At 59.5% G+C, this 25,590-nt stretch carries 26 protein-coding genes; 15 read left to right on the top strand and 11 right to left on the bottom strand.

The genetic code is table 11. The annotated features are described in order from the left end of the window. The first annotated feature begins 381 nt into the window (after positions 1 to 381). From KZ772_RS10465 to KZ772_RS10455, 3 genes are all read left to right on the top strand, one after another. A complete protein-coding gene (locus tag KZ772_RS10465; RefSeq protein ID WP_290536523.1) occupies positions 382 to 1,065 on the top strand; it encodes a hypothetical protein in 684 nt (227 codons plus the stop codon). A 210-nt stretch (positions 1,066 to 1,275) separates the two neighbouring features. Continuing rightward, positions 1,276 to 1,560, top strand: a complete 285-nt coding sequence (locus KZ772_RS10460) for a hypothetical protein (RefSeq protein WP_290536522.1) — start codon at positions 1,276 to 1,278, stop codon at positions 1,558 to 1,560. A 280-nt stretch (positions 1,561 to 1,840) separates the two neighbouring features. Beyond that, entirely contained in the window at positions 1,841 to 2,665 is an 825-nt protein-coding gene (locus tag KZ772_RS10455; protein WP_290536521.1) for a DUF2059 domain-containing protein, read from the top strand. A 152-nt stretch (positions 2,666 to 2,817) separates the two neighbouring features. On the opposite strand, the gene speE is transcribed toward KZ772_RS10455, so the two are convergent. Next, positions 2,818 to 3,678 carry a polyamine aminopropyltransferase gene (gene speE / locus KZ772_RS10450; protein WP_290536520.1) on the bottom strand — a complete coding sequence of 287 codons (861 nt, stop codon included), beginning with the start codon at positions 3,676 to 3,678 and terminating at the stop codon, positions 2,818 to 2,820. Between the two features lie 206 nt (positions 3,679 to 3,884). Between speE and speA the strand changes: the two genes are divergently transcribed. From speA to betA, 5 genes are all read left to right on the top strand, one after another. After that, positions 3,885 to 5,765, top strand: coding sequence for a biosynthetic arginine decarboxylase (gene speA, locus KZ772_RS10445; RefSeq protein ID WP_290536519.1), 1,881 nt, complete (start codon positions 3,885 to 3,887; stop codon positions 5,763 to 5,765). A gap of 252 nt (positions 5,766 to 6,017) precedes the next feature. Beyond that, positions 6,018 to 6,362 (top strand): Rieske 2Fe-2S domain-containing protein, encoded by a 345-nt coding sequence (locus KZ772_RS10440; protein WP_290536518.1) that lies wholly within the window; start codon positions 6,018 to 6,020, stop codon positions 6,360 to 6,362. Further along, on the top strand, positions 6,362 to 6,817 hold the full coding sequence (locus KZ772_RS10435; protein WP_290536517.1) for a DUF4112 domain-containing protein: 456 nt from the start codon (positions 6,362 to 6,364) through the stop codon (positions 6,815 to 6,817). Before KZ772_RS10440 ends, KZ772_RS10435 begins: the two co-directional genes overlap by 1 nt. A 418-nt stretch (positions 6,818 to 7,235) precedes the next feature. Continuing rightward, positions 7,236 to 9,296: a choline BCCT transporter BetT gene (gene betT, locus KZ772_RS10430; protein WP_290536516.1), complete on the top strand. Its 2,061-nt coding sequence runs from the start codon at positions 7,236 to 7,238 to the stop codon at positions 9,294 to 9,296. A gap of 25 nt (positions 9,297 to 9,321) precedes the next feature. Further along, positions 9,322 to 11,007 carry a choline dehydrogenase gene (gene betA, locus KZ772_RS10425; protein ID WP_290536515.1) on the top strand — a complete coding sequence of 562 codons (1,686 nt, stop codon included), beginning with the start codon at positions 9,322 to 9,324 and terminating at the stop codon, positions 11,005 to 11,007. Positions 11,008 to 11,145: 138 nt separating this feature from the next. On the opposite strand, the gene betB is transcribed toward betA, so the two are convergent. Both betB and KZ772_RS10415 read right to left on the bottom strand, forming a co-directional pair. Beyond that, positions 11,146 to 12,663, bottom strand: coding sequence for a betaine-aldehyde dehydrogenase (gene betB, locus KZ772_RS10420; RefSeq protein WP_365870088.1), 1,518 nt, complete (start codon positions 12,661 to 12,663; stop codon positions 11,146 to 11,148). A 58-nt stretch (positions 12,664 to 12,721) separates the two neighbouring features. Beyond that, positions 12,722 to 13,390, bottom strand: coding sequence for a DUF523 domain-containing protein (locus tag KZ772_RS10415; RefSeq protein WP_290536514.1), 669 nt, complete (start codon positions 13,388 to 13,390; stop codon positions 12,722 to 12,724). A gap of 38 nt (positions 13,391 to 13,428) precedes the next feature. On the opposite strand from KZ772_RS10415, the gene KZ772_RS10410 reads away from it, so the two are divergent. Then, positions 13,429 to 14,382: a 2-hydroxyacid dehydrogenase gene (locus KZ772_RS10410; protein ID WP_290536513.1), complete on the top strand. Its 954-nt coding sequence runs from the start codon at positions 13,429 to 13,431 to the stop codon at positions 14,380 to 14,382. 185 nt (positions 14,383 to 14,567) lie between these two features. Here the strand turns inward: KZ772_RS10410 and KZ772_RS10405 are convergent, their stop codons facing one another. Continuing rightward, the gene (locus KZ772_RS10405; RefSeq protein ID WP_290536512.1) at positions 14,568 to 15,374 is read right to left on the bottom strand and encodes an SDR family NAD(P)-dependent oxidoreductase; all 807 of its coding nucleotides are present in this window, start codon (positions 15,372 to 15,374) and stop codon (positions 14,568 to 14,570) included. 74 nt (positions 15,375 to 15,448) lie between these two features. Between KZ772_RS10405 and KZ772_RS10400 the strand changes: the two genes are divergently transcribed. Next, positions 15,449 to 15,868, top strand: a complete 420-nt coding sequence (locus KZ772_RS10400) for a secondary thiamine-phosphate synthase enzyme YjbQ (protein ID WP_290536511.1) — start codon at positions 15,449 to 15,451, stop codon at positions 15,866 to 15,868. 203 nt (positions 15,869 to 16,071) lie between these two features. Here the strand turns inward: KZ772_RS10400 and KZ772_RS10395 are convergent, their stop codons facing one another. The 5 genes from KZ772_RS10395 to KZ772_RS10375 form a co-directional block, all read right to left on the bottom strand. Beyond that, a complete protein-coding gene (locus KZ772_RS10395) occupies positions 16,072 to 16,776 on the bottom strand; it encodes a DUF2057 domain-containing protein (RefSeq protein ID WP_290536510.1) in 705 nt (234 codons plus the stop codon). 71 nt (positions 16,777 to 16,847) lie between these two features. Next, positions 16,848 to 17,186, bottom strand: a complete 339-nt coding sequence (locus KZ772_RS10390; RefSeq protein ID WP_290536509.1) for a hypothetical protein — start codon at positions 17,184 to 17,186, stop codon at positions 16,848 to 16,850. Then, positions 17,183 to 17,485, bottom strand: a complete 303-nt coding sequence (locus KZ772_RS10385; RefSeq protein ID WP_290536508.1) for a BPTI/Kunitz domain-containing protein — start codon at positions 17,483 to 17,485, stop codon at positions 17,183 to 17,185. Before KZ772_RS10385 ends, KZ772_RS10390 begins: the two co-directional genes overlap by 4 nt. Positions 17,486 to 17,572: 87 nt before the next feature. Then, a complete protein-coding gene (locus tag KZ772_RS10380) occupies positions 17,573 to 18,091 on the bottom strand; it encodes a mechanosensitive ion channel domain-containing protein (RefSeq protein WP_290536507.1) in 519 nt (172 codons plus the stop codon). A 22-nt stretch (positions 18,092 to 18,113) separates the two neighbouring features. Continuing rightward, positions 18,114 to 18,755 carry an MBL fold metallo-hydrolase gene (locus KZ772_RS10375; RefSeq protein WP_290536506.1) on the bottom strand — a complete coding sequence of 214 codons (642 nt, stop codon included), beginning with the start codon at positions 18,753 to 18,755 and terminating at the stop codon, positions 18,114 to 18,116. A 165-nt stretch (positions 18,756 to 18,920) separates the two neighbouring features. On the opposite strand from KZ772_RS10375, the gene KZ772_RS10370 reads away from it, so the two are divergent. Next, positions 18,921 to 19,751 carry a mechanosensitive ion channel domain-containing protein gene (locus KZ772_RS10370; protein WP_290536505.1) on the top strand — a complete coding sequence of 277 codons (831 nt, stop codon included), beginning with the start codon at positions 18,921 to 18,923 and terminating at the stop codon, positions 19,749 to 19,751. A gap of 328 nt (positions 19,752 to 20,079) precedes the next feature. Here KZ772_RS10370 and KZ772_RS10365 read toward each other — a convergent pair whose 3' ends face one another. Next, a complete protein-coding gene (locus tag KZ772_RS10365; protein ID WP_290536504.1) occupies positions 20,080 to 21,447 on the bottom strand; it encodes a cytochrome P450 in 1,368 nt (455 codons plus the stop codon). Positions 21,448 to 21,605: 158 nt separating this feature from the next. On the opposite strand from KZ772_RS10365, the gene moaB reads away from it, so the two are divergent. The 4 genes from moaB (at position 21,606) to cobU (ending at position 24,778) form a co-directional block, all read left to right on the top strand. Continuing rightward, positions 21,606 to 22,118, top strand: a complete 513-nt coding sequence (moaB, locus tag KZ772_RS10360) for a molybdenum cofactor biosynthesis protein B (protein ID WP_290536503.1) — start codon at positions 21,606 to 21,608, stop codon at positions 22,116 to 22,118. Continuing rightward, positions 22,115 to 23,350, top strand: a complete 1,236-nt coding sequence (gene glp, locus KZ772_RS10355) for a gephyrin-like molybdotransferase Glp (protein WP_290536502.1) — start codon at positions 22,115 to 22,117, stop codon at positions 23,348 to 23,350. The genes moaB and glp overlap by 4 nt, the downstream gene beginning before the upstream one ends. Positions 23,351 to 23,681: 331 nt before the next feature. Continuing rightward, positions 23,682 to 24,260, top strand: coding sequence for an alkylphosphonate utilization protein (locus KZ772_RS10350; RefSeq protein WP_290536501.1), 579 nt, complete (start codon positions 23,682 to 23,684; stop codon positions 24,258 to 24,260). Beyond that, positions 24,260 to 24,778 (top strand): bifunctional adenosylcobinamide kinase/adenosylcobinamide-phosphate guanylyltransferase, encoded by a 519-nt coding sequence (gene cobU, locus KZ772_RS10345; protein WP_290536500.1) that lies wholly within the window; start codon positions 24,260 to 24,262, stop codon positions 24,776 to 24,778. The genes KZ772_RS10350 and cobU overlap by 1 nt, the downstream gene beginning before the upstream one ends. Positions 24,779 to 24,990: 212 nt before the next feature. Here cobU and KZ772_RS10340 read toward each other — a convergent pair whose 3' ends face one another. Next, a complete protein-coding gene (locus KZ772_RS10340) occupies positions 24,991 to 25,590 on the bottom strand; it encodes a histidine phosphatase family protein (RefSeq protein ID WP_290536499.1) in 600 nt (199 codons plus the stop codon).

The raw sequence follows: 25,590 nt of genomic DNA, 5'->3' as shown, positions 1-25,590 counted from the left end.
CATAAACGGCGGCAACACCTGCGCCCCTTAAACATAGCCGCTGAATAATGCTCCCTCCCAACCCCTTTTGCGTTGGTGTCCGCTTTTCGGAATACACTCACATCGCGGTTCTGCGCTCCAGGCTGCTCTTGGATTACTTTTAAGTGGCACCATCGTATTGAAATCTGATGGGCGCTCCTGCCTGGCTTTTAACAGGTTGAATGGTTTTGCCTTTTCCAGGAATCAAGTCTCATTTCCTGAAATGTAAGAGATCGCTTACAGCAATGTACGACACCGTTGGATAGAATTGCCGCCTTCAACGCACCCCTGAGAAGGGGCGAGTTCTGCACTTAACGATGAATCATCATTGGGGGAAGTATGTATCACTCTATAAGAGCGTTAATGGCTCTTTCTGTCTGTTTGATTGTCACTGGCTGTGCCACCGTGACAACGGATGAGCTCACAGTCGCAGAATCCGAGGAAATGTCTGAAAAGACGGTGGTGATGAGCCGATACAAGGAGTTGCCGGACTTCGTGGCACAAACTGCCACTAATGCACAGTTCGGTTTTTTGGGGTTGGCCGCTGCAAAGTCCAATGGTAACGCCATGATACAGAAAAATAATATTGCAGACCCTGCGATAGATATTTCACGGCAGTTAGCCGCTGGTCTTGGGGAAAATTACAATCTTAAAGTTGTTGAGAATGGCGAGCTTAAGAGTGAATCCGGAGAGCTCGAAAATCTTGCAGAGGTTTATCAGGGTTATGACTACATCCTGGACGTTCGCACCCTGGGCTGGCGATCTATTCATTTTCCTACGGACTGGAATAGCTACAAGGTCTTCTACGCTGCTCACGCCAAGCTAATTGATGCTGCCAGTCAGAGTGTTGTTGCAGAAGAGCTGTGCAATTACATTCCTGAATACGAAGACTCGAATGATGCTCCTTCGTATGAAGAGCTGGAGAATGGAGAGGGCTTGCGAAGTGAGCTGGAAAAATCTGTCAGTCATTGTGTGGATCACATAACAACAATGGCCAAGCTACATAAGCAGGAGAAGGAGCGGGATCTGGCGGCAGCCAAGGAATAATCAGCCGCTTTCGTATGTTTTGGAAAGCTACCCTCCTGAAATAAAGAATGCCCTTGCTTCCAATAAAGACAAGGGCATTCTTTTTCGTGGCTCGTGGCTCGTGGCTCGTGGCTCGTGGCTCGTGGCTCGAGTGCGCCGAGGGTCAGGTCTTGCCCCGCGCGTTCCAGAAAACGATGATTTTTCATCAATAAGAATTGTTGTGAGAAATTGATGAAGCATCAGGTCAATGACGTGGTGCTGGAAAGATACCAAAAGCGAGTCGAAATTACCTCGGCCTGCGTCTTCTTTGTCGTAGCTATTCTGCTCTATCTGATGACAGAAAGTTTCTGGGCTGTCTCTGTTATTCCCTTCTATCCCCTGGCTGCCAAAATATTCTGGGAAGCATTGACCGCCTATCTCGATGATGTGGATGAGTGGCGCGACTGGGAGATTGAAAGAACTTCTGAAGGATTGCGTTTCCATTACAAGCATACGGAGCAATGTGCTTTTTTCTGACCTGTCAAAGGTAAAGGTCGATTCAAAGAATGGTGAGATTACGGGCCTGACACTGACATTGAAAAACGAGCAGCGTATCGGCGTGAACTGGTACAACGATATGAATGCCCTGTATCAACACCTGCTTTCCGGTGTCAGTGTGGATGTGGAAATCATCCAATAACTTCCGGAGCCCTGCCAGGCTGAATATTGCCCCCTGATTTCATTGTAATGAAAATATCGACCTATATAATGATTTCTTCCGGTGAAGAAATGTCAAGCCACACTATGGAAGGGAAAAATGAAAATCAGGAACGTACATTTATTCTTTGCGGTTTTTATAGGGTTGTTCAGCTCGATTTGTCTGGCAGATCAACGCGAAAGTAATATCGATAAGTTGATGGCGTTGTCTGGCATCAACAAGCAGATTGCAAGCTTTCCAGACCAAGTCAAGGCTGGTTTTCTTCAGGGGGCCAACCAGGGCGGAATTGGTGAAGAGCGCGTCTCCAAGATTCTTGAAAGTGCCGATAATACAATTGTGCCAGATGTTATTTTGGGTGAAATACGTTCATCTCTAGCGGCTTCTTTGAGTGATGAAGAGACGGCAACTTTGCTGAAATGGTATGAATCTGATATCGGCAGAAGGGTTACTGCTGCAGAGGAAGCGGCGTCTACCCCTGAAGCGTATGAGGAAATGTTGGAAAATGCGCAGATGCTTATGGAGAACGATAAGCGTGTTCAAATGGCAATGCGGATTGACGAGCTGGTAGGTGCCACAAAGATGGGGATGGAGATGCAGGAGTCCAGCAGTACTGCCATTTACTCTGCAATGATGGCAGCGATGGCGCCTGGTCAACCTGTGGATTTTGAGGCTTATAAAAAAGAGATGGAGAAAATTGAGCCTCAAATGAGAGAGCAAATGCAGAGTCTGGTGATGCTTTCCTTTTTGCATACATATCAACCGGTTAGTGATGGTGATATGGCGAAATATGAGGCCTTTCTGAGCCGACCAACGACAAAGAAATTCAATGACTCCGCGCTTTCTGGTCTCGCCCGAGGTTTTGATAAAGTGGTTAAAGATTGGGCTGGTGAGCTGGCTGTCATTATGAAGAGTGAGGCCGCGTGATGCTGTTGGCTACTGGATACATAGCGCTGCAGTATCGCGGTCGTACCCGCTGAGCATGGCAAACGACTGCTCCCACAGAACAAAAAATGCCCTTGTCTTCGATAGAAGCAAGGGCATTCTTTCGTAGCTCGTAGCTCGTAGCTCGTAGCTTCTTAGTCTTTTATCGCCTTCTCCATAAACGGCGGCAACACCAGCGCCCCTTTATGCTGGGCGGCAGTGTAGTACTTCGTCTCAAACCCTTTACCTGTCGCGTCCCCTTCGCGGAACTGGCTCACGTCGGTGTTCTTGCCGGCCATGGTGCAGCTCCACCAGCCGCTGGGGTAGACCGGCTGCGGGAAGGGCAGGGTCTGGGTGGTGGTGAAGCCCGCTTCGCGCATATTGGCGTGAAGATCCTTGATGATGGTATCGCTGTGCAGCAGCGGGGATTCGGACTGCTGCACGATGATGCCGCCATCGGCCAGCACGCGGTGGCAATCGCGGAAGAAGTCGGCCTTGAACAGGCCTTCCGCCGGGCCCACCGGGTCGGTGGAGTCCACGATGATCACGTCCACGCTGCCATCTTCACAGTTGCGCATGTATTGCACGCCGTCTTCGAACAGCAGCTCGGCGCGGCTGTCGTTGTTGGACTCGCACAGTTCCGGGAAGTATTTCTCGGAGTAGCGGGTGACCATTTCGTCGATGTCGATCTGGGTGGCTTTTTCCACGCTGGAGTGACGCAGCACTTCACGCAGGGTGCCGCAGTCGCCGCCACCGATGATGATGACGCGCTTGGGGTCGGCGTGGCTGAACAGCACCGGGTGCGACATCATCTCGTGGTAGAGGAAGTTGTCGCGGGTGGTGAGCATGGTGGCGCCATCGATGGTCATCAGGTAACCGAAGGTGTCGGTTTCCCACATCTCGATGTGCTGATACTCGGTCTGCACTTCTTCCAGCTTTTGTTTCAGGCGCAGGCCGAATGCGGTGCCAGCGGTGTCGAAGTGCTCGTAAAACCAGTTGTCTTTGGTGCTGCTCATGGTGGTTCCCGGTGGAGTGGTGTGGGGGCTGACAGGCGTGGAGCTTCTGCCTTCGCCATACAAACATGACATTCCACAAAAACCTAGCCTCTCAGGGCCGGATTGTAAGGCTTGCGCCCCCCATGTAAAGCAGGAAAAAGGGGTGCGAGTGCGGCGCCCCGGCAGGCATAATGCCCCCAGACAACCCCCTAATTTCAGGACAGGTAATGACCGACAGATCTCCCTTGCCCGCCAGCGACATCTATAACGTGGATCGCTGGGGCGACAGCTACTTCCGTATCGACGACCAGGGCCAGCTGTGTGTGCGGCCCAATGGCGAGCAGGGCGGCCAGGCCACGCTGGAAGCGGTGCTGGAAAGCTGCCGGGCGGCCGGGTTGCGGGCGCCAGTGCTGGCGCGTTTTTCCGGGATTCTGCGCCAGCGGGTGAAGCTGCTGGCGGGGGCCTTCCGTGAGGCTATCGAGGGCAACGACTACCAGGGCGGCTATACGCCGGTGTATCCGATCAAGGTGAACCAGCAGCGCCGGGTGGTGCACGAGATCCTGCGTGCCCGTGAAGATGGCGAGCGTATCGGCCTGGAGGCGGGCTCCAAGCCGGAGCTGTTGGCCGTACTGGCCCTGTCCAACCCGGGCGATACCATCGTCTGCAACGGCTACAAGGACGCGGAATACCTGCGCCTGGCGCTGATGGGCGAGAAGCTGGGCTTTCACGTGCATATCGTGGTGGAGAAGATGTCCGAGCTGCCGGCGCTGCTGTCGCTGGCGGACGAGCTGGGCGTGTCGCCGCGTATCGGCCTGCGGGTGCGGTTGATGAGCATCAGCAAGGGCAACTGGCAGAACACCGGGGGCGAGAAGTCCAAGTTCGGTCTGAGTGCGCCGCAGCTGATGGCGGCCATCGAGCATTGCCGTGCTGCCGGGCGGCTGGATTGCGTGAAGCTGCTGCATTTCCACCTGGGATCCCAGGTGGCCAATATCCAGGACATCAAAGCGGGCATGCGCGAAGCGGCCCGTTACTACACCGAGATGCGTGCCCTGGGTGCGGCGGTGGAAACCGTGGATGTGGGCGGTGGCCTGGGGGTGGATTATGAAGGCACCCATTCCCGTTCCTACTGCTCCATGAACTACGGGGTGGGCGACTATGCCCGCCATATCGTGCAGACCCTGCAGCAGCAGTGCGCCCAGCACGGCCTACCGGAGCCCAACATCATTTCCGAGTCCGGCCGGGCGCTGACTGCCCACCATGCGGTGCTGCTGGTGAATATCACCGACCAGGAGCAGATGGCGTCGGTGGCGGTGGACGCACCGGCGGCGGACGATGTGGCCGAGCTGCATCAGCTGTGGGAGCTGCAGCAGGCGCTGGCCGGTGAGCCGGGCAATCTGCTGGAGCGCTTCTCGGAAGTCACCGGCGCCTGGCAGGACATTCACCAGCGTTATATCGCCGGTGACCTGGGCCTGGGCACCCGTGCCCGGGGTGAGCAGCTGTATATCAACTGCCTGCTGGCCCTGCGCGGTCGCCTGAACCCGTTGCGCAAGCAGCAGCGCGAGTTGCTGGACAGCCTCAACGAAACCCTGGCGGACAAGCTGTTCGTAAATTTCTCCGTGTTCCAGTCGGTGCCGGATGTGTGGGGCATCAACCAGGTATTCCCGGTGCTGCCGCTGTCCGGCCTGGACCAGCCCGCCACCCGCCGGGCGGTGATCCAGGACATCACCTGCGATTCCGATGGCCGCATCGACCAGTTCGTGGATGGCGAAGGCGTGGAAGCCACCCTGCCGCTGCCGGAACAGCTCAACGGCCACCTGGGCATTTTCATGGTGGGCGCCTACCAGGAAATTCTTGGCGACATGCACAACCTGTTCGGCGACACGGATTCGGTGGATGTGGACGTGGAGGCCGATGGTGCCATCACCCTGAGCCACGCCATCCAGGGCGATACGGTGAGCACCGTGCTGCGCTACGTGAACTACGATACCGACAAGCTGCTGGCATCCCTGGAGCAACATTGTCGCCAGGCGCATTTGAGCGATGGTGAGCAGGAAACCTTTATTGGGCTGGTACGCGAAGGCCTGGCCGGGTATACCTATCTGGAGTAGCTACGAGCTACGAAGCCGCTGTAGGAGCTATGCTTGCATGGCGAACCGCGTTTACGCGGAATCGCCCGCAGGGCGATCAGATATTTCAGCGCTCGACAGATTTTATTCATGGCATTGTGAGACCCTTGAATCTCTGTCGCCTCGCTGCGCTCGGGTTCGCCATGCAAGCATGGGCTCCTACGGCGGCGTTATAGCTAGCGGCTAGCAGCTCGTCGCTCACAACTGATTTTCACAGCCAGCAAGGAGAACAAGATGCGTTATGAACTCTGTGCCAGCCAGGATATTCCCCAGGGGAAAAGCCGTGCTTTGGAAGCCGGTGAGAAGAAGCTGGTGGTGTATCACCTGAGTGATGGTTTTTATGCCACCCAGGCCCGTTGTACCCATATGTTCGCGCCGCTGGGGAAGGGCAAGATTCTTGAAGACAAGTGTGTGCAGTGTCCGCTGCACCGGGCGCGGTTTGATATCCGTACCGGGGAAGTGAGCGAGTGGGCCAACTTTCCGCCCGGTGTGCAGCTGTTGAATGTGGTGCGCGGTGAGAAAGCGCTGGAGACCTGGCCGGTCACGGAAGAAGACGGCCACCTGTTTGTGGAGATGTAATGGCAGCAAGGACAGAAGCCCAGCAACGGGCAACCCTGGAGCGGCTGGAAAAGTTCAGCCGTTTTACCGACAGCAGTATCGGCATTCCCTTTACCAAGTTCCAGATCGGTGCCGAGGCCATCATCGGCCTGGTGCCGGTGGTGGGCGATGCCGCCGGTCTGATCCTGTCCAGCTATGTGCTGATCGAAGCGCAGCGGGCCGGGGCCAGCAAGGGTGTGAAGCTGCGTATGCTGCGCAACATGGGCATCGATTTTCTCGGTGGCCTGTTGCCGGTGGTGGGCGATGCCTTCGATGCCATCTACAAGGCCAATACCCGCAATACCAAACTGCTGAAGAATTACCTGGAAAAGCAGCTCGAAGTGGAGCCGCCCCCGCCACCGTTTCCCTGGAAGACCCTGATCGGGTTATCCATCCTGTTTGCCGTTGTCACCGGTGGGCTGACGCTGATTTTCTAGGGCGTTAGTTCCATCGGCCGGTTCTTTTTTGTAGGAGCTATGCTTGCCCCCAAGGGGATCTACGACATGCGAACCACCGCCATCGCGAGCAGGTTCGCCATGCGAGCATAGTTATTCGCTACGCTCACCCTTCGGGCCGACCTGCGGTCGTTACTCCGCTACGCTACTTTCCTACAACGATCTCTGCGTACAACGTTTTCTTCACGCAGTTCTGACCGCGAACAAGAATTCACTTTCATGTTACCCATGGCCTCGGCAGAATGAGGAAAGCCGTGTGTGAATGCCTCGGGAAGATCGGGCGCTGAATACACACCGCTGGCGGTTTGCTGTGTGCCGGAGGGCACCACTGTCAGGGCGTGTCTGTGGCCGGTGCCGGGGTGTTTGCAAAACCGCGCAACCCTGACTGGAGGAACGCTGAATGGATACAGCCAACCCGTCACCCCAGGCCGAGCCCGAGACCCCGGACGGCCGTATCAATCCCCTGGTTTTCTATGGCTCCACCACCGGCATTGTGCTGTTTGCGTTGTGGGCCATGTTGTTCACCGAACAGGCCAATGAAACCATCTACGGCGCCCTTGCCTGGATCTCCGACAGCTTTGGCTGGTTCTATTTTATTTCGGTGGTGGCCTATCTGGTTTTCGTGATCGCCATCGCCTGTTCCAGGTACGGCAGCATCAAGCTGGGGCCGGACCACGCAGAGCCGGAATTCAATATTGTTACCTGGGCGGCCATGCTGTTTTCCGCCGGCATCGGTATCGACCTGATTTTCTATTGCGTGGTGGAACCGGTGACCCAGTACCTGACGCCGCCGGTGGGCGAGGGTGGCACGGTGGAAGCGGCCCGCGAGGCCATGCAGCTCACCTTTCTGCACTGGGGGCTGTCCGGCTGGGGCATCTACTCTTTGGTGGGCATGTCGCTGGCCTATTTCAGTTATCGCCACGGGTTGCCGCTGACCATTCGTTCCGCGCTGTATCCCATTTTCGGTAAACGCATTCACGGTTCCATCGGTAACGCGGTGGATATTGCCGCCGTGCTGGGCACTGTGTTCGGGGTGGCCACCAGCCTGGGCATTGGCATTATCCAGCTGAACTTCGGGTTGAATTACATGTTCGGTATTGCCGAGAGCACCCTGACCCAGGCGGTGCTGGCGATCTTTATTGTGCTTTTCTCGGCGATTTCCGCGGCCACCGGTGTGGACAAGGGCATCCGTCGACTCTCTGAATTCAACATGCTGCTGGCCATCGTGCTGATGCTGTTTGTGCTGGTGGTGGGCGATACCCGCTTCCTGCTGGATGCGCTGGTGATGAATGTGGGTGACTACCTGACCCACTTTGTGTCCATGTCCTTCGATACCTATGCGTTTGATCCGCCCCAGGACTGGCTGAATGCCTGGACGGTGTTCTTTTGGGCCTGGTGGATTGCCTGGGGGCCCTTCGTGGGGCTATTCCTGGCGCGGATTTCTCGCGGGCGCACCATTCGCAGCTTTGTGGCCGGCACCCTGATTCTGCCGCTGACCTTCATGATGGTGTGGATGTCCGTGATGGGCAATTCTGCCATCGACATGGTCATGAATGGCGCCACCGAGTTCGGCAAGGAAGCGGTGGGCAACCCGGGCTCGGCCATCTACCTGTTCCTGGAGCAATTGCCCTGGGTCACGGTGACCACCATTGTGGTGACGGTGCTGGCTATTGTGTTCTTCGTTACCTCCGGGGACTCCGGCTCGCTGGTGTTGTCCAATCTGACCTGTCGTATCAAGGACCCGAACAACGATGCGGCACCGTGGATGCGCATTGTCTGGGCCGCCATTATCGGGGTGGTGACGTTGGCGTTGCTGATGACCGACGGCCTCTCGGCCTTGCAGAGTGCGGTAGTGATCATGGGGCTGCCGTTCGCCTTTGTGCTGTTCCTGATGATGATCGGCCTGCACCGGGCGCTGAAACTGGAAGGGCTCAAGTCCATCAGTATGCAGGATGCTTTGGCCGGGCAATTGTCCGGGCGCAGCAGCTCCCGTACCGAGCATGAAAGCTGGAGCAAGCGATTGGCGCGGGCGATCAGTTTCCCCAGCGAAAAACAGGTGGCCCAGTTTATCGACAAGACGGTCCGCCCAGCCTTTGAGGCGGTGAAGGAAGAGCTGGCGGAGAAGGGCTACCCGGTGGAGATCGCCGACGACAGTGGCGATCAACTGCACATGACCCTGAACGTGGATCTGGGCGGCGAGCAGAACTTCACCTACCAGGTGTGGCCGCGCCGCTGCCTGATGCCGTCGTTCACGGTGCGTACCCAGCAGTCCCGATCCGTGTATTACCGGCTGGAAGTGCACCTGCGCGAGGGTGGCCTGAGTTACGACCTGATGGGTTACAGCCGCGAGCAGGTGATCGAGGATCTCATCGACCATTTTGAGGCGCACCTGCAGTACCTGCACATGCGTCGGGAAATGGGTAACACCATGGATGATTCCAGCGAGCCGGGTCCGGCTTGAATGCAGCATGCGAACGAGGTGAATCATGACCACCTTTGATCAGGAAATGGATTACGTGATCGTCGGTGCCGGCTCTGCCGGCGCCGTGCTGGCCAACCGCCTTACCGAGGATGGCAGCAATCAGGTGCTGGTGCTGGAATTCGGCGGCAAGGACAACTCCATCTTCATCAAGATGCCCACCGCCTTTTCCATTCCCCTGAACATGAACAAGTTCGACTGGGGCTTTCATACCGAGCCGGAGCCAGGTCTGCACGGGCGCAGTATTCACCAGGCCAGGGGCAAGGTGATCGGTGGTTCTTCTTCCATCAACGGCATGGTCTATGTGCGCGGCTGCGCCGGTGACTTTGCCGAGTGGGAATCACTGGGCGCCGAAGGCTGGGGCTATGCGGATGTGCTGCCCTACTTCAAGCGGGCGGAAGGCTGTGTCTACGGCGGCGATGACTATCGCGGCGCCGACGGGCCGCTGACCACCTGCAACGGCAACAACATGAAGAATCCGCTGTACCGGGCCTTTATCCAGGCCGGTGAGGAAGCGGGGTACGGGTACACGGAAGACTACAACGGGTTCCGCCAGGAAGGGTTCGGGCGCATGGACATGACGGTGCGCAACGGCGTGCGCTGCTCCTCCGCCATGGCCTACCTGAAGCCGGCCATGAACCGGCCCAACCTGGACGTGAAAATGCACGCCCTGACCACCCGGGTGATCATGGAAGGCAAGAAAGCGGTGGGGGTGGAATACCGCCGTGGCGGCAACACCTACAAGGTGAAGGCGCGCAAGGAAGTGATTCTGTCTGCCAGTGCGTTCAATTCGCCGAAGTTGTTGATGCTGTCCGGCATTGGTCCGGCGGAGCATCTCAAGGAAAACGGTATCGAGGTGATTCACGATCTGCCCGGGGTGGGTAAGAACCTGCACGATCATCTGGAGGTGTGGGTGCAGCAGGAATGCACCCAGAAGATTACCTTGAATGGCTGGCTGGGGCCGCTGGCGAAAGCCTGGATTGGCGCCAACTGGTTGTTTCTGCGCCGTGGGCTGGGCACCTCCAACCACTTTGAATCCAACGGTTATATTCGCAGCCGTGCCGGGCTGCAGTATCCGGATATCCAGTATCACTTCCTGGCCGGGGCCATTGCCTACGATGGCTCCAGTGCGGTGAAGGGGCACGGTTTTCAGGTGCACCTGGGGGCCAACAAGCCGCTTAGCCGTGGCTGGGTGAAATTGAAATCGAAAGACCCGGCAGCGCCGCCCAGCATGTTCTTCAACTACTTCGACCGGGAAGAGGATCGCCAGGCCTTCCGGGCCGGTGTGCGTTTCACCCGGGAAATTTTTGCCCAGCCGGCCATGGACCCCTATCGCGGTGCCGAGCTGTCACCGGGGCCGGACATCAACAGCGATGACGAGCTGGATGACTGGATGTCACGCACCGCGGAAACCGCCTACCACCCGGCGGGCAGTTGCCGCATGGGCACCGATGACATGGCGGTGGTGGACCCGCAGTGCCGGGTGCACGGGGTGGAGAATCTTCGGGTGGTGGATTCCTCCATTATGCCCACGGTAACCAACGGCAACCTGAACGCCCCCACTATCATGATCGGCGAAAAAGGCGCGGACCTGATCCTGGGTAAATCCCTGCCACCGTCCACGGCGCCCAGCTTCCATGCGGATGGTTGGGAGGAGTATCAGCGTAGCGGGATGCCCAAGCGGCAGGTGTAAGAGACCGTCAACTTTTCACCATAGAGGACACAGAGAGCACAGAGAAAGATTTTGACTCAGTGAACTCGGTGACCTCTGTGGTAAGAACGCCTTTGCGGTTATTCGCCATGCGAGCATGGCTCCAACGGGTTGGCTTGCTTAGTACGGCGAATCCACATCTTCCTGGGCCACGTACACCGTCTTCAGTCGGGTGTAGTGAGCGAAGGCGCGGCGGCTGTTTTCCTTGCCGATGCCGGACTGCTTGAAGCCACCGAAGGGCATCTCAATGGGCGTCAAGTTGTAGTGGTTCACCCACACGATGCCGGCATCGATCCGTTCCGCCATGCGGTGGCCGCGATTGATGTCGCGGGTGAAGACGCCGCCGGCCAGGCCGAAGTCGGTGTTGTTGGCGCGGGCCACCACTTCATCTTCGTCGCGGAAGCTGAGCAGTGACAGCACCGGGCCGAAGATTTCCTCGCGCACGATGGTCATGTCGTCGTTGAGGCCATCGAATACCGTGGGCAATATGAAGTTGCCCTCCGGTAGGCCATCCACCTCTGCCTTGCCGCCGCCGATCAGCACCTGCCCGCCTTCTTCCTTGCCGATCTCGATATAGTTGAGCACGTGTTGCATGTGCTGGCGGCTGATCAGCGGGCCCACTTCCGTGGCCGGGTCCGCGGGGTCGCCCAGGGTCAGGGTGCCGACACGGGCCAGCAGTTTTTCCACAAAGGCATCCTTGATGTCTTCGTGCACAAAGACGCGGGTGCCGTTGGTGCAGATCTGCCCCTGGGTGTAGAAGTTGGCGAGCATGGCGGCGGACACGGCGTTATCCAGATCCGCATCGTCGAAGATGATCAGCGGCGATTTGCCGCCCAGTTCCAGGGTGACGGCTTTCAGGGTATCAGCAGCGGCGCGCATCACCGCCTTGCCGGTGGGGACGCCACCGGTGAGCGACACCTTGGCCACCTGCGGGTGACCGGTAAGTGCCTCGCCGGTTTCCCGGAAACCCTGCACCACATTGAAGATGCCATTGGGCAGGCCCGCTTCCTTGAACAGCTCTGCCAGACGCAGGGCGGACAGGGGGGTGACTTCCGAGGGTTTGTAGACCAGCGCATTGCCGGCGGCCAGGGCCGGGGCCGCTTTCCAGCTGGCGATCTGCACTGGGTAGTTCCAGGCACCGATGCCGGCGCACACGCCCAAGGGTTCCGGGCGGGTGTAGAAGAAGCCGCCGGGCACCTGCTGGTATTCCCCCTGCAGGGAGCTGGCCTGGCCGGCGAAATACTCCAGGCAGTCGATGGCGGAATCCACATCTGCTTCCGGGGTTTCGGCGATGGGCTTGCCCGCATCCAGGGTTTCCAGCTGGGCGATCTCGTCACGGTGTTCGCGCAGCAACTGCGCGGTGCGCATCAGGATGCGCCCGCGCTCCACGCCGCCAAGTGCCTGCCAGGCGGGTTGCGCACGCTTGGCCGCCTGCACGGCGCGATCCACATCGTCGGGGGTGGCCTGGGCCACCCGGCAGATCACCTGATTGGTGGCCGGGTTGATGGTGTCGAAAAACTGGTTGTCGCTGCCGGGGGTAAATTGGCCGTCGATCCAGAGCAGCCGATCCTGTTGCTGTGTCATGACATCCTCGCCGGGTCGCTGATGGGGTCCATTACCGACCACGATAGCGCGCATTGATTCCCCACGAAACCGGGCTCGGGTTTGGTTTTCGCTATTAACTATTAACTGCTCTTCAATGCATCGCCTGCCCAAGCTTGTCCAGATAGTGGCGCAGCCCACTGTGCAGGGGCTCGTCCAGTTGTTCGCTTTGTGCCTGCATGTCATTGAGCCACTGGCCCTGATGGTCGCTGTGATGCCACTGGTGGTAGCAATACACCTGCAGCAGAAAGCTTTGCAGGAAGGCGGGCTTTTCCAGGTCGCTGTCGTTGGCCAGGGGGATGCGCGGGAACAGTTCGTGGAGCTTGCGGGCGAAGGCGCCGGAGGCCATGCCGATCTGCTGACCGCTGGCGTTATGCACCGGCGTGCTCAGGTGGCCGCAACTGGGGGAGCGGGCTTTGAGCACGAAACCGCTCAAGGGTTCGTTCATGCCGGCGGCCACGGTTTCCAGGGCTTCGGTGACATCCTGTTGTGGATCGTCCACGCCCCGAACGCGGAGCTGGTCATCCAGCTGCACCACCTGAATGGGCGGCCTCGGCACCGGCAGGCCGATGGCCACTTCCGGGCAGGTATCGCGAAAGCGCAGCAGGGGGCCAAGTTGATGAACCAGGATGGCGCTGTGTTTGTGGTCGCCGTCGTAGCGGACCTTCTGGCCGAGCAGGCAGGCGCTGACGCCCACTACCGGTTTCTGCCACTCATGTTGTGGCAGGGTGAAGCCCATCTTTTCCAGCAAATCCGTTAGCATGGAACCCCTCCCTTCTTCCCCGATAAAGGTGACCGAACATGCAGGGCGTTTTTCTCGACACCGATACCCTTAATCCCGCCGAGATGGACTTCGCCGCCCTTGAGGCGTTGATGCCCTGGACCTTTTATCCGCTGACCCGCCCGGAAGATCGGCTGGCGCGTCTGGATGGTGCCCAGGTGGTCATCACCAACAAGGTGGTGCTGGATGCCACCACCCTGAAAGCCTGCCCGTCCCTCAAGCTTATCTGCATTTGTGCCACCGGTACCAATAATGTGGATCTGGAGGCGGCCCGGGAATTGGGCATCACGGTGTGCAATGTGAGCGGTTATGCGCGGGCGTCGGTGGCCCAGCACACCCTGACCATGATGCTGTCCCTGGCCACCCGCTGGCATCTTTACGACCGGGATGTGAAGGCCGGGGCCTGGAGCCGGGCGGAGCAGTTCTGTTTGCTGGATCATCCGATCATGGAACTGGCCGGCAAGACCCTGGGGCTGATTGGCCACGGGGATCTGGGGCGGGAAGTGGCACGACTGGCCGAGGCGTTGGGAATGCAGGTGCTGGTGGCGGAATCCTTCCAGCGCCACGGTGGCCAGTCCGGGCGAGTGTCGTTGGCGGAACTGTTGCCCCAGGCGGATGTGCTCAGCCTGCATTGTCCGCTGACGGCGCAGACTGACAAGCTGGTGAATGCGTCGTTTATTGCGCAGATGAAACCCGGCGCCCTGTTGATCAACACCGCCCGTGGCGGCCTGATCGATGAACCGGCCCTGGCCGATGCATTGCGTAGCGGCCACCTGGGTGGCGCCGGCCTGGACGTGCTCAGCAGCGAACCGCCACCGGCGGATCATCCGTTGCTGGCGGACGATATCCCCAACCTGATCATTACCCCGCACAACGCCTGGGGCACCCGGGAATGCCGACAGCGGTTGCTGGACGGGGTCGTGGAAAATATCCGTCAGTGGCAGGCGGGGAGTGCCATCAACGTGGTGAATTGAAGGTTGTTGTAGGAGCGTCGCTCGCGGCGCGATTCCGGGACTGGATCAAAAGCATTTTCCCCACAGAGGGCACAGAGCACACAGAGAAACCCTTTTCTTTTCCTCTGTGACCTCTGTGGTAAATCGATCTTTTCTGACGTTGGGTTATCGCGCCGCCAGCGACGCTCCTACGGAGAGGTTTGGTTTCACCCCTTCTTCTTAAGCTGGCTGGCCAGCAGTTTGTCCATACCCCGGAACAACGGCTGCGGCAGTTTGGTGGCCGGGCCGGGGAGGGCGGCGAGCAGCACGCTGCCCAATTTGCCCATGGGGCGCGCAATGCGCGCCGGGCGTTTTTCGCAGGCTTCCACGATCCAGCCGGCGGCCTTTTTCACGTGCATCATCGGCATGTATTTGTAGATGGCGGTGCGCGATGACATGGGCGTGCGCACCATGGGGAAGTACACCACCGTGGTGCTGATACCCTGATGGCCCATTTCCGCCTGCAGGGAGCGGGTGAAGGATTCCAGCGCACTCTTGCTGGCCAGGTAGGCGGAAAACAGGGGGATGGGCACCTGGGTGGAGAGGCTGGAAATATTCACCACATGGCCCTGGCCCTGGTCGAGAAAACGCGGCAGCAGTTTCAGGGTCATGGCGACGGCGCCGATGTAATTCAACTGCACAGTGCGCTGGTAATCGTGCAGGCGATCCAGGGACTGTTCGATGGGGCGTCGGATGGAATGGGCCGCGTTATTTACCAGTGCATCAATGCGCGGCTGCTCGGCGAGAATGCGTGCAGCGCAGGCCTCGATAGCCACGTTATCGCTCAGGTCGCAGGGGTAGATAAAGGCGCAGCCGCCATCGGCCTCGATGACTTCCTGAACCTCGCGCAACTGTTCTTCGCGACGTGCCACCAGGCACAAGGTGGCGCCTCGGCGCGCCATGATTTTCGCTGCCTCGGCCCCGATGCCACTGGAGGCGCCGGTCAGTACAATGGTCTGGCCATTCAGTTTCATGATGTTTCCCTGTCTGTCGTTGGCTCAAGTGTGCCGGGGTCAGCGGGGAGAGCCAAGGTCCGGAGGGGACGAAGATGTGGTTTCAGAAAACGTTGACGCTGGCGGCGCAACGCCGTGGTTGCCACCTGGTAACCCGTGAAGTGCGGGAAGGCTTGCCGGAGCTGGCGGAGGTGAAGGTGGGCTTGCTGCATCTGTTTATCCAGCACACCTCCGCGTCGCTGACCATCAACGAAAATGCCGACCCGGATGTGCGCGGCGACCTGGAGCGTCACCTGAATGTGATGGTGCCGGAAAACGCGCCCTATTATGAACACACCCTGGAAGGCCCGGACGATATGCCGGCCCATATCAAGAGCGTGCTGATCGGCCCGTCACTGAGCCTGCCGATCAGCAATGGGCGCCTGGCGCTGGGTACCTGGCAGGGCATCTATCTGTGCGAGCACCGGGACCATGGCGGGGCGAGAAGAGTGGTGGCGACGATTCAGGGGGAGTGAATTTCTACACCTCGCCGTAGGAGCGTCGCTGGCGGCGCGATCCCAACCAGGATTGAAAGCATGTTCACCACAGAGGGCACAGAGAAACCCTTTTCTTGTCCTCGGTCTGTGCTCTCTGTGGTAAATCGATTTTTCAGACGTTGGGTTATCGCGCCGCGAGCGACGCTCCTACGGTAGTAGGGAGCGTCGAGTAATCGGTGGGGTTACTGCGAAATCCACTGCAAAAATTCCCGACGTTCTTCCGGGGTGGCCTGTTTCCACTGGGCTTTCAGGGTATCCAGGTAGCTGCCGGCGGGGGCCGGGGCAGGGGCTGCCTGGGTGGCGGGAGCCGGGGCGCTGGGCGCTGGCGCCGGGGTGGCCGTTTGCTGGGGGGCCACGCTGTCGGCGGCGGCGGTGCTCACTTCTTCGCCGGTGATCGGCGCCAGGAAGCCGCGCTTGAGGATCAGGTTGGATTCCGTGGCAGCGACTTTTTCGCCAGTGGCGGTATTGACGGTCCAGCCGGTAAAGGAATCTTCCAAGGCACGGGCTTCTTCCACATCCTGGGGTTTTTCATAGCCCAGCTGCCATTTCTCGCCAGCCTTGCCATCGACGATGAAGTTGGCCGGGTTGCTCTTCACGATTTCGTGGTTGTCCGCATCCAGCTGCCACAGTTCCTTGTAGTAGGCGAGGATCTCGTAGCGTCCCGGGGTGAATTTCAGTTCCTTGAAGTCGGTGGCGAAAAAGGTGTTCACGCCATCCACTTCCTTGCCGTTGATGGTGAACACTTCGATTTCACTGGGCACACGCACGGTGAGGACCTGGCTGTCGGACTTGGCGGGGCCATCATAGAGCTGAACCACCGGGCTGCGGGCGCAGGCAGACAGGATCAGGACGCAGAGAACGAGGGGGATAAGGCGCAGGGACAGCATGGTCTCTCCTAGGTAGGCGCGGGCCAGCCAGTCTGGCCGGCCGTAATGACAACTTTGTGACAGCGGCACAATCAGAAGCCCCAGGTATCTACCCGGGCCGGTGCCACGTTGCGATTCAGGGTGCTCAGGCCGCGGGCACAGCGCACGATCCACCAGATGGTAATCACTACCATCAGTAACCAGCCGATAAAGGCCAGGGTGGTGATACCGGCAATGATGCTGTAGAGCAGACCGATCCAGAAGGTGCGGTACTGGAAGCGGAAGTGTTCACGCAGGGGCGGCGGGGCTTCACCGGCGTGCAGGTGGGCAATGATGACCCCGGCAACGGCGGTCAGCCCGCCGGTGATCAGGCCCACCAGGTGTAGTACATAAACCGCCCGGGCCATGCCCAGGGACGATGTCTGACTCATTGCGGGTCTCCTTTGCTGCGGTAGGTTCTCGCCGGGGCGGCGGGTTCACTATTGCTGGCATTGCAGGTCTGTACGCAGGCGTCCTGTGTTTCGAAGGGCACGCTCCCCTTGCAGCCACCCCAGGTAAAACTCTTGCAGCTGTCACTTTCCTGATCGTAGTAGTAACGCTGGAACGCCGCCTTGCACATGCCGGTTTCCGGCGGCTGGTAACAGGCATCCGGTAGCCTGTTGTCGGCTTCGGTGCCGCTCTGACAGCCGGCCAGCAGGGCGGTGATGATCAGGGGGAAGAGGTATCGCATGGTTTCGTCCTTGTGGTGGTCTTGCCCTTGCCCGCCTGGCAAAGGGTGTCAGTTAGGTTAGCTGTCACTTTACTCGCGCCGGGCGAGCTAGTCAGCCCGGCAGTGTTTCTGGTCTTTGGGCAGGGTGTCGCCGCGCAGGCGAATCACGGTTTTCTGGAGCAGCAGGTTGTTGGGCAGGGTGTAGCGGTGGCCCAGCTCGTCCTGCACGGTGATGAAGATCAGCCCCATGTAGCGGATTTGCCCGGTGACCGTGTTGTCGCCATCCAGCAGGCGGATGCGATCGCCCACCCGGTAGGGCGCACTGAAGAACAGGATGATGGCGGCGGTGGTGTTGCTGAGCATGGACCAGCTGGCAAACAGGGCCACACCGAGCAGTGCCATCAGCGAGGTGGCGAACACCATCAGGCCGCTGCCGTTCAGGCCCCAGAGAATCCCGATGGTAAGCAGTGACAGCACCACACAGGCGCTGTTGATGACCACGGCGGTTTGGAAGATGCGTGCCCGGCTGAAATCACGGCGGCGGCCCAGGCGCCGGGTGGCACCTCGCAGCAACACGGACAGCAGCCAGGCCACCAGAATCACGGCAACCGTCAAACCCCATTTCATTGCGCTGGATTCCATTGCTGCCTCAACCGTGCTTGCCGGAAACGAAAGGATTGTTGGCCCGCTCGTGACCGATGGTGGACATGGGACCGTGGCCAGGGATGAAGGACACATCGTCATCCAGGGTGAGCAGCTTGTCCTTGATGGCCTGGATCAGGGTGTCGAAATCCCCCTTGGGGAAATCCGTGCGACCGATGGAGCCGTTGAACAGCACATCGCCGACCACCACCAGTTTGCTTTCCGGTTGGTAGAACACCACGTGGCCGGGGGTGTGGCCCGGGCAGTGACGCACCTGGAATTCGGTCTCGCCTACGGTGACCGTGTCACCGTCTTCCAGCCAGCGGTTCGGGGTGAACGGGCGTGATGGCTGAAAGCCCATCATCTGCGCCTGTTGGGGCAGCATGTCGATCCAGAACTGGTCGTCCTTGTGTGGCCCTTCGATGGGCAGATCCAGTTTTTCCGCCAGCTCGGCCACGGCGCCGATGTGATCCAGATGGGCGTGGGTGACGAGAATTTTTTCCGGCGTGCCGCCGACCTGCTGCAGGGCTTCCAGAATCTTGTCCAGATCCCCGCCGGGATCGACGATGGCCACCTTGTCAGTGGTGTCGCACTTGAGGAAGGAGCAGTTTTGCTGGAACGGGGTAACCGGCAGGATGGCGTACTTCATGGCTGTCTATCGGGTAAAAAATGTGCCCGCAGTATAGCCGCAAACCGGAATCCGGTTCATTCCCTGTAAAGCGTAAATAATGGCAAATTCCGACGTGTTGCCGCTGAGGGTGGCGAAAGCAGTGCTATTTTAACGGCTTTCACATTATCGCAAAGGAAGGGAACCATGGAAGTGGAGCAGGTGCAGCCTTATCTGGACAAGGCGATTGAGCTGGGCATGACCTACCTGCCCAAGGTGGTACTGGCCATCATTACGCTGATCGTGGGCTTCTGGCTGATCGGCCGAATCACCAAGGGGCTGAACCGGGTGCTCGGCCATAAGGCGGTGGATGACACCCTGCAGAAGTTCATGGCCAGTTTTGTGGAAGTGTTGCTGAAGATCCTGCTGCTGGTGGCTGTGGCCGGCATGGTCGGGGTGCAGACGACCTCCTTCATCGCCATGCTGGGTGCCATTGGCCTGGCGGTGGGTCTGGCCCTGCAGGGTAGCCTGGGCAACTTTGCCGGCGGCGTGCTGATCCTGTTCTTCAAGCCCTACCGACTGGGGGATATTATCGAAGCCCAGGGGCACATGGGCCGGGTTCATGACATCCAGATTTTCAACACCATCCTGATCACCTATGACAACCAGCGCATCGTGATTCCCAATGGTCCCATGTCCAATGGCTGCATCAAGAACGTGTTCTGCGAGCCGCAGCGGCGGGTGGATATCGAATTCGGCATTAGTTATGACGACAGCATTGCCGATGCCAGGGTAGCGATCCAGTCGGTGATCGATAACGATGACCGGATTCTCAGCGGCGGAAAGTTCGATCCCAATATTTTTGTCTCCGCCCACGCGGACAGCAGCATCAATATGCTGACCCGGGTGTGGGTGAATTCCGAGGATTACTGGCCGGTGTATTTCGGGCTCTTTGAGCAGGTCAAGCTGGCCTTCGACAAGGCAGGCATCACCATTCCGTATCCGCAGCGGGATGTACATCTGTATCAGCAGAGCTGAGCTACGAGCTACGCTCGTAGGATAGGGGAGGTCTGGAAAGTTCCTCGTGCTTCGTCATCTCGACGAAGCCGCTGTAGGAGCGCCTCTTGAGGCGCGAACCGCGTGCGAACGCGGAATCGACCGCAGGGCGATCAGGGACGGCAGTGCTCGACAGGTTTCAAAAAAGGTTGCTGCCGTTCGAATCTCTGTTGCCTCGCTACGCTCGGTTCGCACCTCAAGAGGTGCTCCTACATTCAATCGCGTCGCCAGCGGCGCTCCTACGGAAAGATTAGGTAGGGCGCCGGCCACCAGGCTCGGCTCCTCCCGTGTTGTGGCTTACTGCTGCCTTTCAGCGTTTCTCCAACACCACCGGCAAACCATCCTTGGGCATGATCAGCGGCACCTGCTGCACAGGCATTTCGTAACCCGGTTTCAGGCTGACCTTGTAGCGCTGCAGGAAGTGGAACAGGAAGGTCTTGGTCTGCAACTCGGCAAAGTTCAGTCCCAGGCACTTGTGGTGGCCGCCGCCGAAGGGTACCCACTGGTAGAAGTGCTTCTTGTGCTCGGCCCGTTCATCACTGAAACGTTCCGGGTCGAAGGTGTGCGGGTTGCTCCAGTACTCCTCCATGTAGTGGGTGAACAGGGGGGAGATATTGATCAGGGTGTTGCGCGGCAGGGTGTAGCCCTGGAAGGTCACTTCCTTCACGGTGCGCCGCGGGAAGGTGGTCAGCGGCGGGCGCATACGCAGGGTTTCGCGGAATACCCAGCCGGTTTTTTCCAGCTTTGCCAGGTCGTCGTAGTCCAGGTTGTCCTTGTTCAGGCCGGCCATCTCTTCGGCCAGCTGGTCCTGCCAATAGGGATGTTTTGCCAGCAGATAGATGATGGAGCACAGGGTGCTGGTCGTGGTGTCGTGGGCGGCGAACAGCAGGAAGATCATGTGGTTCATCACGTCCTGGTCGCTGAGCCCGCCTTCTTCGTCGGCGGCCTTGCACAGTTCGCTGAAGAAGTCCGGGGTCTCGCTAGCTCGTTTCTGGGGAATCAGGTCGGTGACGAATTTTTCCAGGTAACGGCGTCCGGTCATGCCTCGGTGCCACAGGGTGCCGGGAATGGGCAGGCGCAATACCGCCAGAGAGGCATCTGCGGCATCGATAAAGGACTGGTTCACTTTGTCGGATTCCGGGCCCATGTCCAGACCGAAGAATATCTGTGCGCCCACCTCCAGCAGCAGTGCCTTGATATGGTCGAAGAAGCTCAGGGTGTCGCCGGTCTGCCAGAGCGGGATCTGGCTGCTGATGTGGGCGTTCATGCGGTCCAGGTAGCTGGCCAGTGCCGGCTTCTTGAACGCCTGCTGCATGATGCGGCGATGAAACTTGTGGTCGGCAAAGTCGCGCAGCATGAGCCCGTCGGTGAACAGCTTCTCCAGAAACGGGTTCCAGGCCGCGCGGCTGGAAAACACGTGCTCCGGGTCCTTGAGGACAAACTCGTTGGCCTCCGGCCCCAGCAGGGTGACGCCGCGCTGGAACAGTACCGAGCCCTTGGAGACCAGGCCGTATTTTTCCGCCCGCCGGGTGACCAGCTTATGGTAATCCTTGAGGAAAGGAATGGTGTCGCCCAGTAGTGGCGTGCCGTAATCCCCCGGAATGTGGTCCAGCTTGCGTTGTGGCAGGCGCGGCAGGCGAGCGGCATCCTGCTGGGCGGTTTCCATGCTGCTGCTCATAGTCAGCTCTCCCGATAAACACGTTGTATAGCGTCAATGTACGGTGAGCAAACCGCGGCGAACAGGGGGCTGTTGGCAACGGTCAATTCGGGATGTGCTGTCCAGCCACGGTGGCATGGCTCGTGCTAGCATTGGCGCCAACAGCAAGGAGAAACCCTATGTCCAAGCCTGCGGCAGCCTTCGAGCCCCTGGCCCTGGCGGTATTGACCGTCAGTGATACCCGTACCCCCGATAACGACACCTCCGGAGACCTGCTGGTGCACCGTCTTGAGGAGGCCGGTCACCACCTGCAGGCCCGCCAGATTGTCAAAGATGACATCTATCAGCTGCGCAAGGTGGTGTCGGAGTGGATCGCCGACGAGCGTATTCAGGGCATTCTGACCACCGGCGGCACCGGCTTTTCCGGCCGTGACTCTACGCCGGAGGCACTTAGCGTGCTGTTTGATAAACACATTGAAGGCTTTGGGGAGTTGTTCCGCCAAGTCAGCGTGGACGATATCGGTTCGTCCACCATCCAGTCCCGGTGTCTCGCCGGGCTGGCCAACCGGACGGTGATCTTCTGCCTTCCGGGGTCCAACAATGCCTGTGCCACCGGCTGGGATCGCATCATCCGCGACCAGCTGGATGCCCGCTACCGGCCCTGCAACTTTGTCGCCCAGGTGCGTCGATGAGTGGGGTGCCGATGGCGCTGATGCCGGTGGAGGAAGCCCTGGCCCGCCTGCTGGACAGCGCCGGGCCGTTTGCCCGTGTGCAGGAAATCGCCCTGGGAGAGGCCCGAGGTCAGTACCTGGCCCAGGACGTGGTGTCCCGGGTGGATGTGCCGGCCTTTGATAATGCGGCCGTGGATGGTGTGGCCCTGCGTTATGCGGACTTGGACGAGCCGGGCCTGACCTTGCCCATGCCGCTGCGCATTGCCGCCGGTGACCCGCCCGGCACCCTGATGCCGGGGCAGGTGGCGCGTATCTTTACCGGCGCGCCGGTGCCCGCCGGGGCGGATACGGTGTTGATGCAGGAAGACTGCGAAATCGCTGATGGCCGGGTGCGTCTGCCGGCACAGGCGTCGGTGAGCGAAGGGCAGAACATTCGCCCGGCGGGGCAGGATGCCCGGCTGGATGAGGTGGTGATGCGCGCCGGCCAGCGCCTGACTCCCCAGGCTGTGGGGCTGGTCGCTTCGGTGGGGGTAGACCGGGTGCGGGTGTATGCCCCCCGGGTGCTGGTGCTGACCAGCGGTGATGAATTGCAGGCGCCGCAGGAAAGTCCGCTGCCGGGGAAAATCTACGACAGCAATGGCCCACAGCTGGAGCAGCTGCTGATACAGAGTGGTTTTGCCGAGGTGCAGCGCGAACATCTGCCCGACGACCCGGCCATTATTCGCGCTACGCTGACCCGGGCGCTGACGGATGCGCAGCAGCGCCCGGATGTGATTATTTCCACCGGCGGTGTGTCTGTGGGCGAAGAGGATCATCTGCGGGCGGTACTGGAGCAGCAGGGCCAACTGGATTTCTGGCGGCTGGCCATCAAGCCCGGCAAACCGTTCACCTACGGTAGCGTGGACGGCATTCCGTTTTTCGGTTTGCCCGGCAATCCGTCCGCGGTGCTGGTCTGTTACCTGATGCTGGTGTTGCCCTCCTTGCGTCGTTGCTGTGGCGCCGAAAAGGTCTTGCCGGAACCGTTCCGTTTGCCGGCGGATTTTTCCGTCAAAAAAGCGGGCAAGCGACAGGATTATTTGCGCGTGCGCTGCGTGCCGAAAAACGGGGAGCTGGTGCTGGAGAAGCACCCCAACCAGAGTTCCGGCATGTTGAGCTCTGCGGTGTGGGCGGACGGGCTGGCGGTGGTGCCGGTGGGTGAAACCGTATCGCCGGGAAGCATGCTGGCATACTGGCCGTTCCCGGCACTCATGTAGAAAAGTAGGGTGGATTAGCCTAAGGCGTAATCCACCACAAACGGTTCATCGCGGATGAGAGGGAAAGTGATACAGGGTCTGGGGTCGGACGTCGGAAGTTGGACGCTATAAACGGAAAACCTACAGGCCTTGGATCCGCTATCTTGGTCTCCACCGGCTCTAAACCCGCAGGCTGGTTGCGGTTTTTGGCGTCCGACTTCCGACTTCCGACGTCAGACGTCTGACCAATCTAAATTCCCGACAATGGGCGATGAACCCAAACAATCGGCAAGCGGTGGATTACGCCTGCGGCTAATCCACCCTACGGCCGGCACATTGATGGAGTAAACGAATGACACTGGAATCCAACCTGCTGGCGCGAGCCGATTCGACCTGTGAACTGTGCGGTGCCGGTGAGGCGCTGGCGGTGTATGCGGTGCCGCCGGAAGGGGATGGCACGGCGGCGCAGAGCGCCTTGCTGTGCGAAACCTGCAGTTTTCAGATCGACAATCCCGGCAACGAGGATATCAACCACTGGCGTTGCTTGAACGACAGCATGTGGAGCCAGGAGCCGGCGGTGCAGGTGCTGGCCTGGCGCATGTTGACCCGGTTACGGGCGGAAGGTTGGCCCCAGGATCTGCTGGATATGCTCTATCTCGATGACGAGACACTGGCCTGGGCCCAGGCCACCGGCGAAGGGCAGAGCGAGGAAGACAAGGTTGAGCACCGCGACAGTAATGGTGCGGTACTGGAAGCCGGTGACAGCGTCACCCTGATCAAGGATCTCAACGTGAAGGGCGCCAACTTCACCGCCAAGCGTGGCACACCGGTGCGCAATATCTCGCTGGTGCAGGATAACCCGGAACAGATCGAAGGCCGGGTGGAAGGTCAGCGCATTGTCATCCTCACCCAGTTCGTGAAAAAGAATTGATGCCACATTCCCTGATTCTCGGTGGTATCCGTTCCGGCAAGAGTTCGCTGGCGGAACGACTGGTCTCCGAGCAACCCGATCCGGTGGTGTACGTGGCCACGGCCACCGCCGGGGATGGTGAAATGAGTGAGCGCATTCGTCGCCACCAGCGGCGCCGCCCGGTGAGCTGGGGCCTGGTGGAGGAACCCGTGGAGCTGGGGAATCTGCTGAACCGCCAGGCTACCCTGTCGCCGCCCCCCTGCGTGTTGATTGATTGCATGAGCTTGTGGGTGAGTAACCTGCTGCATGCCGGCGATACGGTCTTTGTGCGCGAGAAGGAAAACTTTCTGGCGGCGCTGGCAGCCTATCCGGGCTCGGTGGTGATCGTCAGTAACGAGGTGGGCCTGGGCATCATCGGCATGGACCCGCTCACCCGCCGCTTTGCCGATGAACTGGGCTGGTTGAATCAGGCCCTGGCGAAACGCTGTGACCGGGTGATGTTGTCGGTGGCGGGGATTGCGCAGACGTTGAAAGGGTAGGCCTGGCCGTAGGAGCTATGCTTGTCCCCCCAGGGAATCTGCGACATGCGAACCTCGCGTAGCGAGGCGGCAACGATCAAGGTTTGTCCCTCGTTGTTTCTGAAACCTGTCGAGTGCTGATACCCCTGATCGCCCTACGGTCGATTTCCGCGCAAGCGCGGTTCGCCATGCAAGCATGGGCTCCTACGGCGGCTTCGTAGAATGACGGCGGGTTAGCCCCCGTGCCTTACCAAACAACTCAAGGTGCCATGCTCGGTGTTATCAATCCGCACCTGCGAGCGGCAGGCGAAGGGCACCTGAAATCCGGCCATGGCATTGCTTGGGCTCAGGCCCAGTACATGACTCAGTACCATGCGGATAACGCCGCCGTGGCATACCAGTAGCACTCGCTGCCCTTGCATGGCCTGCTGCCACAGTGCCCAGGCGTCGCCGATGCGCTGGTGGAAATCCTGAATGGTTTCGCCGTTAACCGGGGGATGGTTTTCCGCATCGCGCCAGAAGTTGGCCTGATGATCGCCGTATTCCGCTGCCACCTGTTCCCGGGTTTTGCCTTCCCAGTCGCCGAAGCTGATTTCCTTGAAATCATGGGCCACGGTGAAGGGAATATGGTGTTGCTCGGACAGGTGCGCGGCAAACTCCCGGCAGCGCAGTAGCGGCGAGGTGAGGATGTGATCCCACTGATCGTCCGCCTGGATGGCATCGCGCATTTGCTGCCAGCCCAGGTCGCTGAGCGGATCGTCCTTGTGGCCGCGATACATATGGCCGCCGACGGGTTCGCCATGGCGGATTAGATCAAACAGGGTGGTGGTCAT

The organism is Alcanivorax sp. (genome assembly GCF_019431375.1).
GTDB classification, from domain to species: Bacteria; Pseudomonadota; Gammaproteobacteria; order Pseudomonadales; family Alcanivoracaceae; genus Alcanivorax; species Alcanivorax jadensis_A.
Note: the sequence above shows the minus strand (reverse complement) of the source record. Positions and strands in the feature narration are given on the sequence as shown.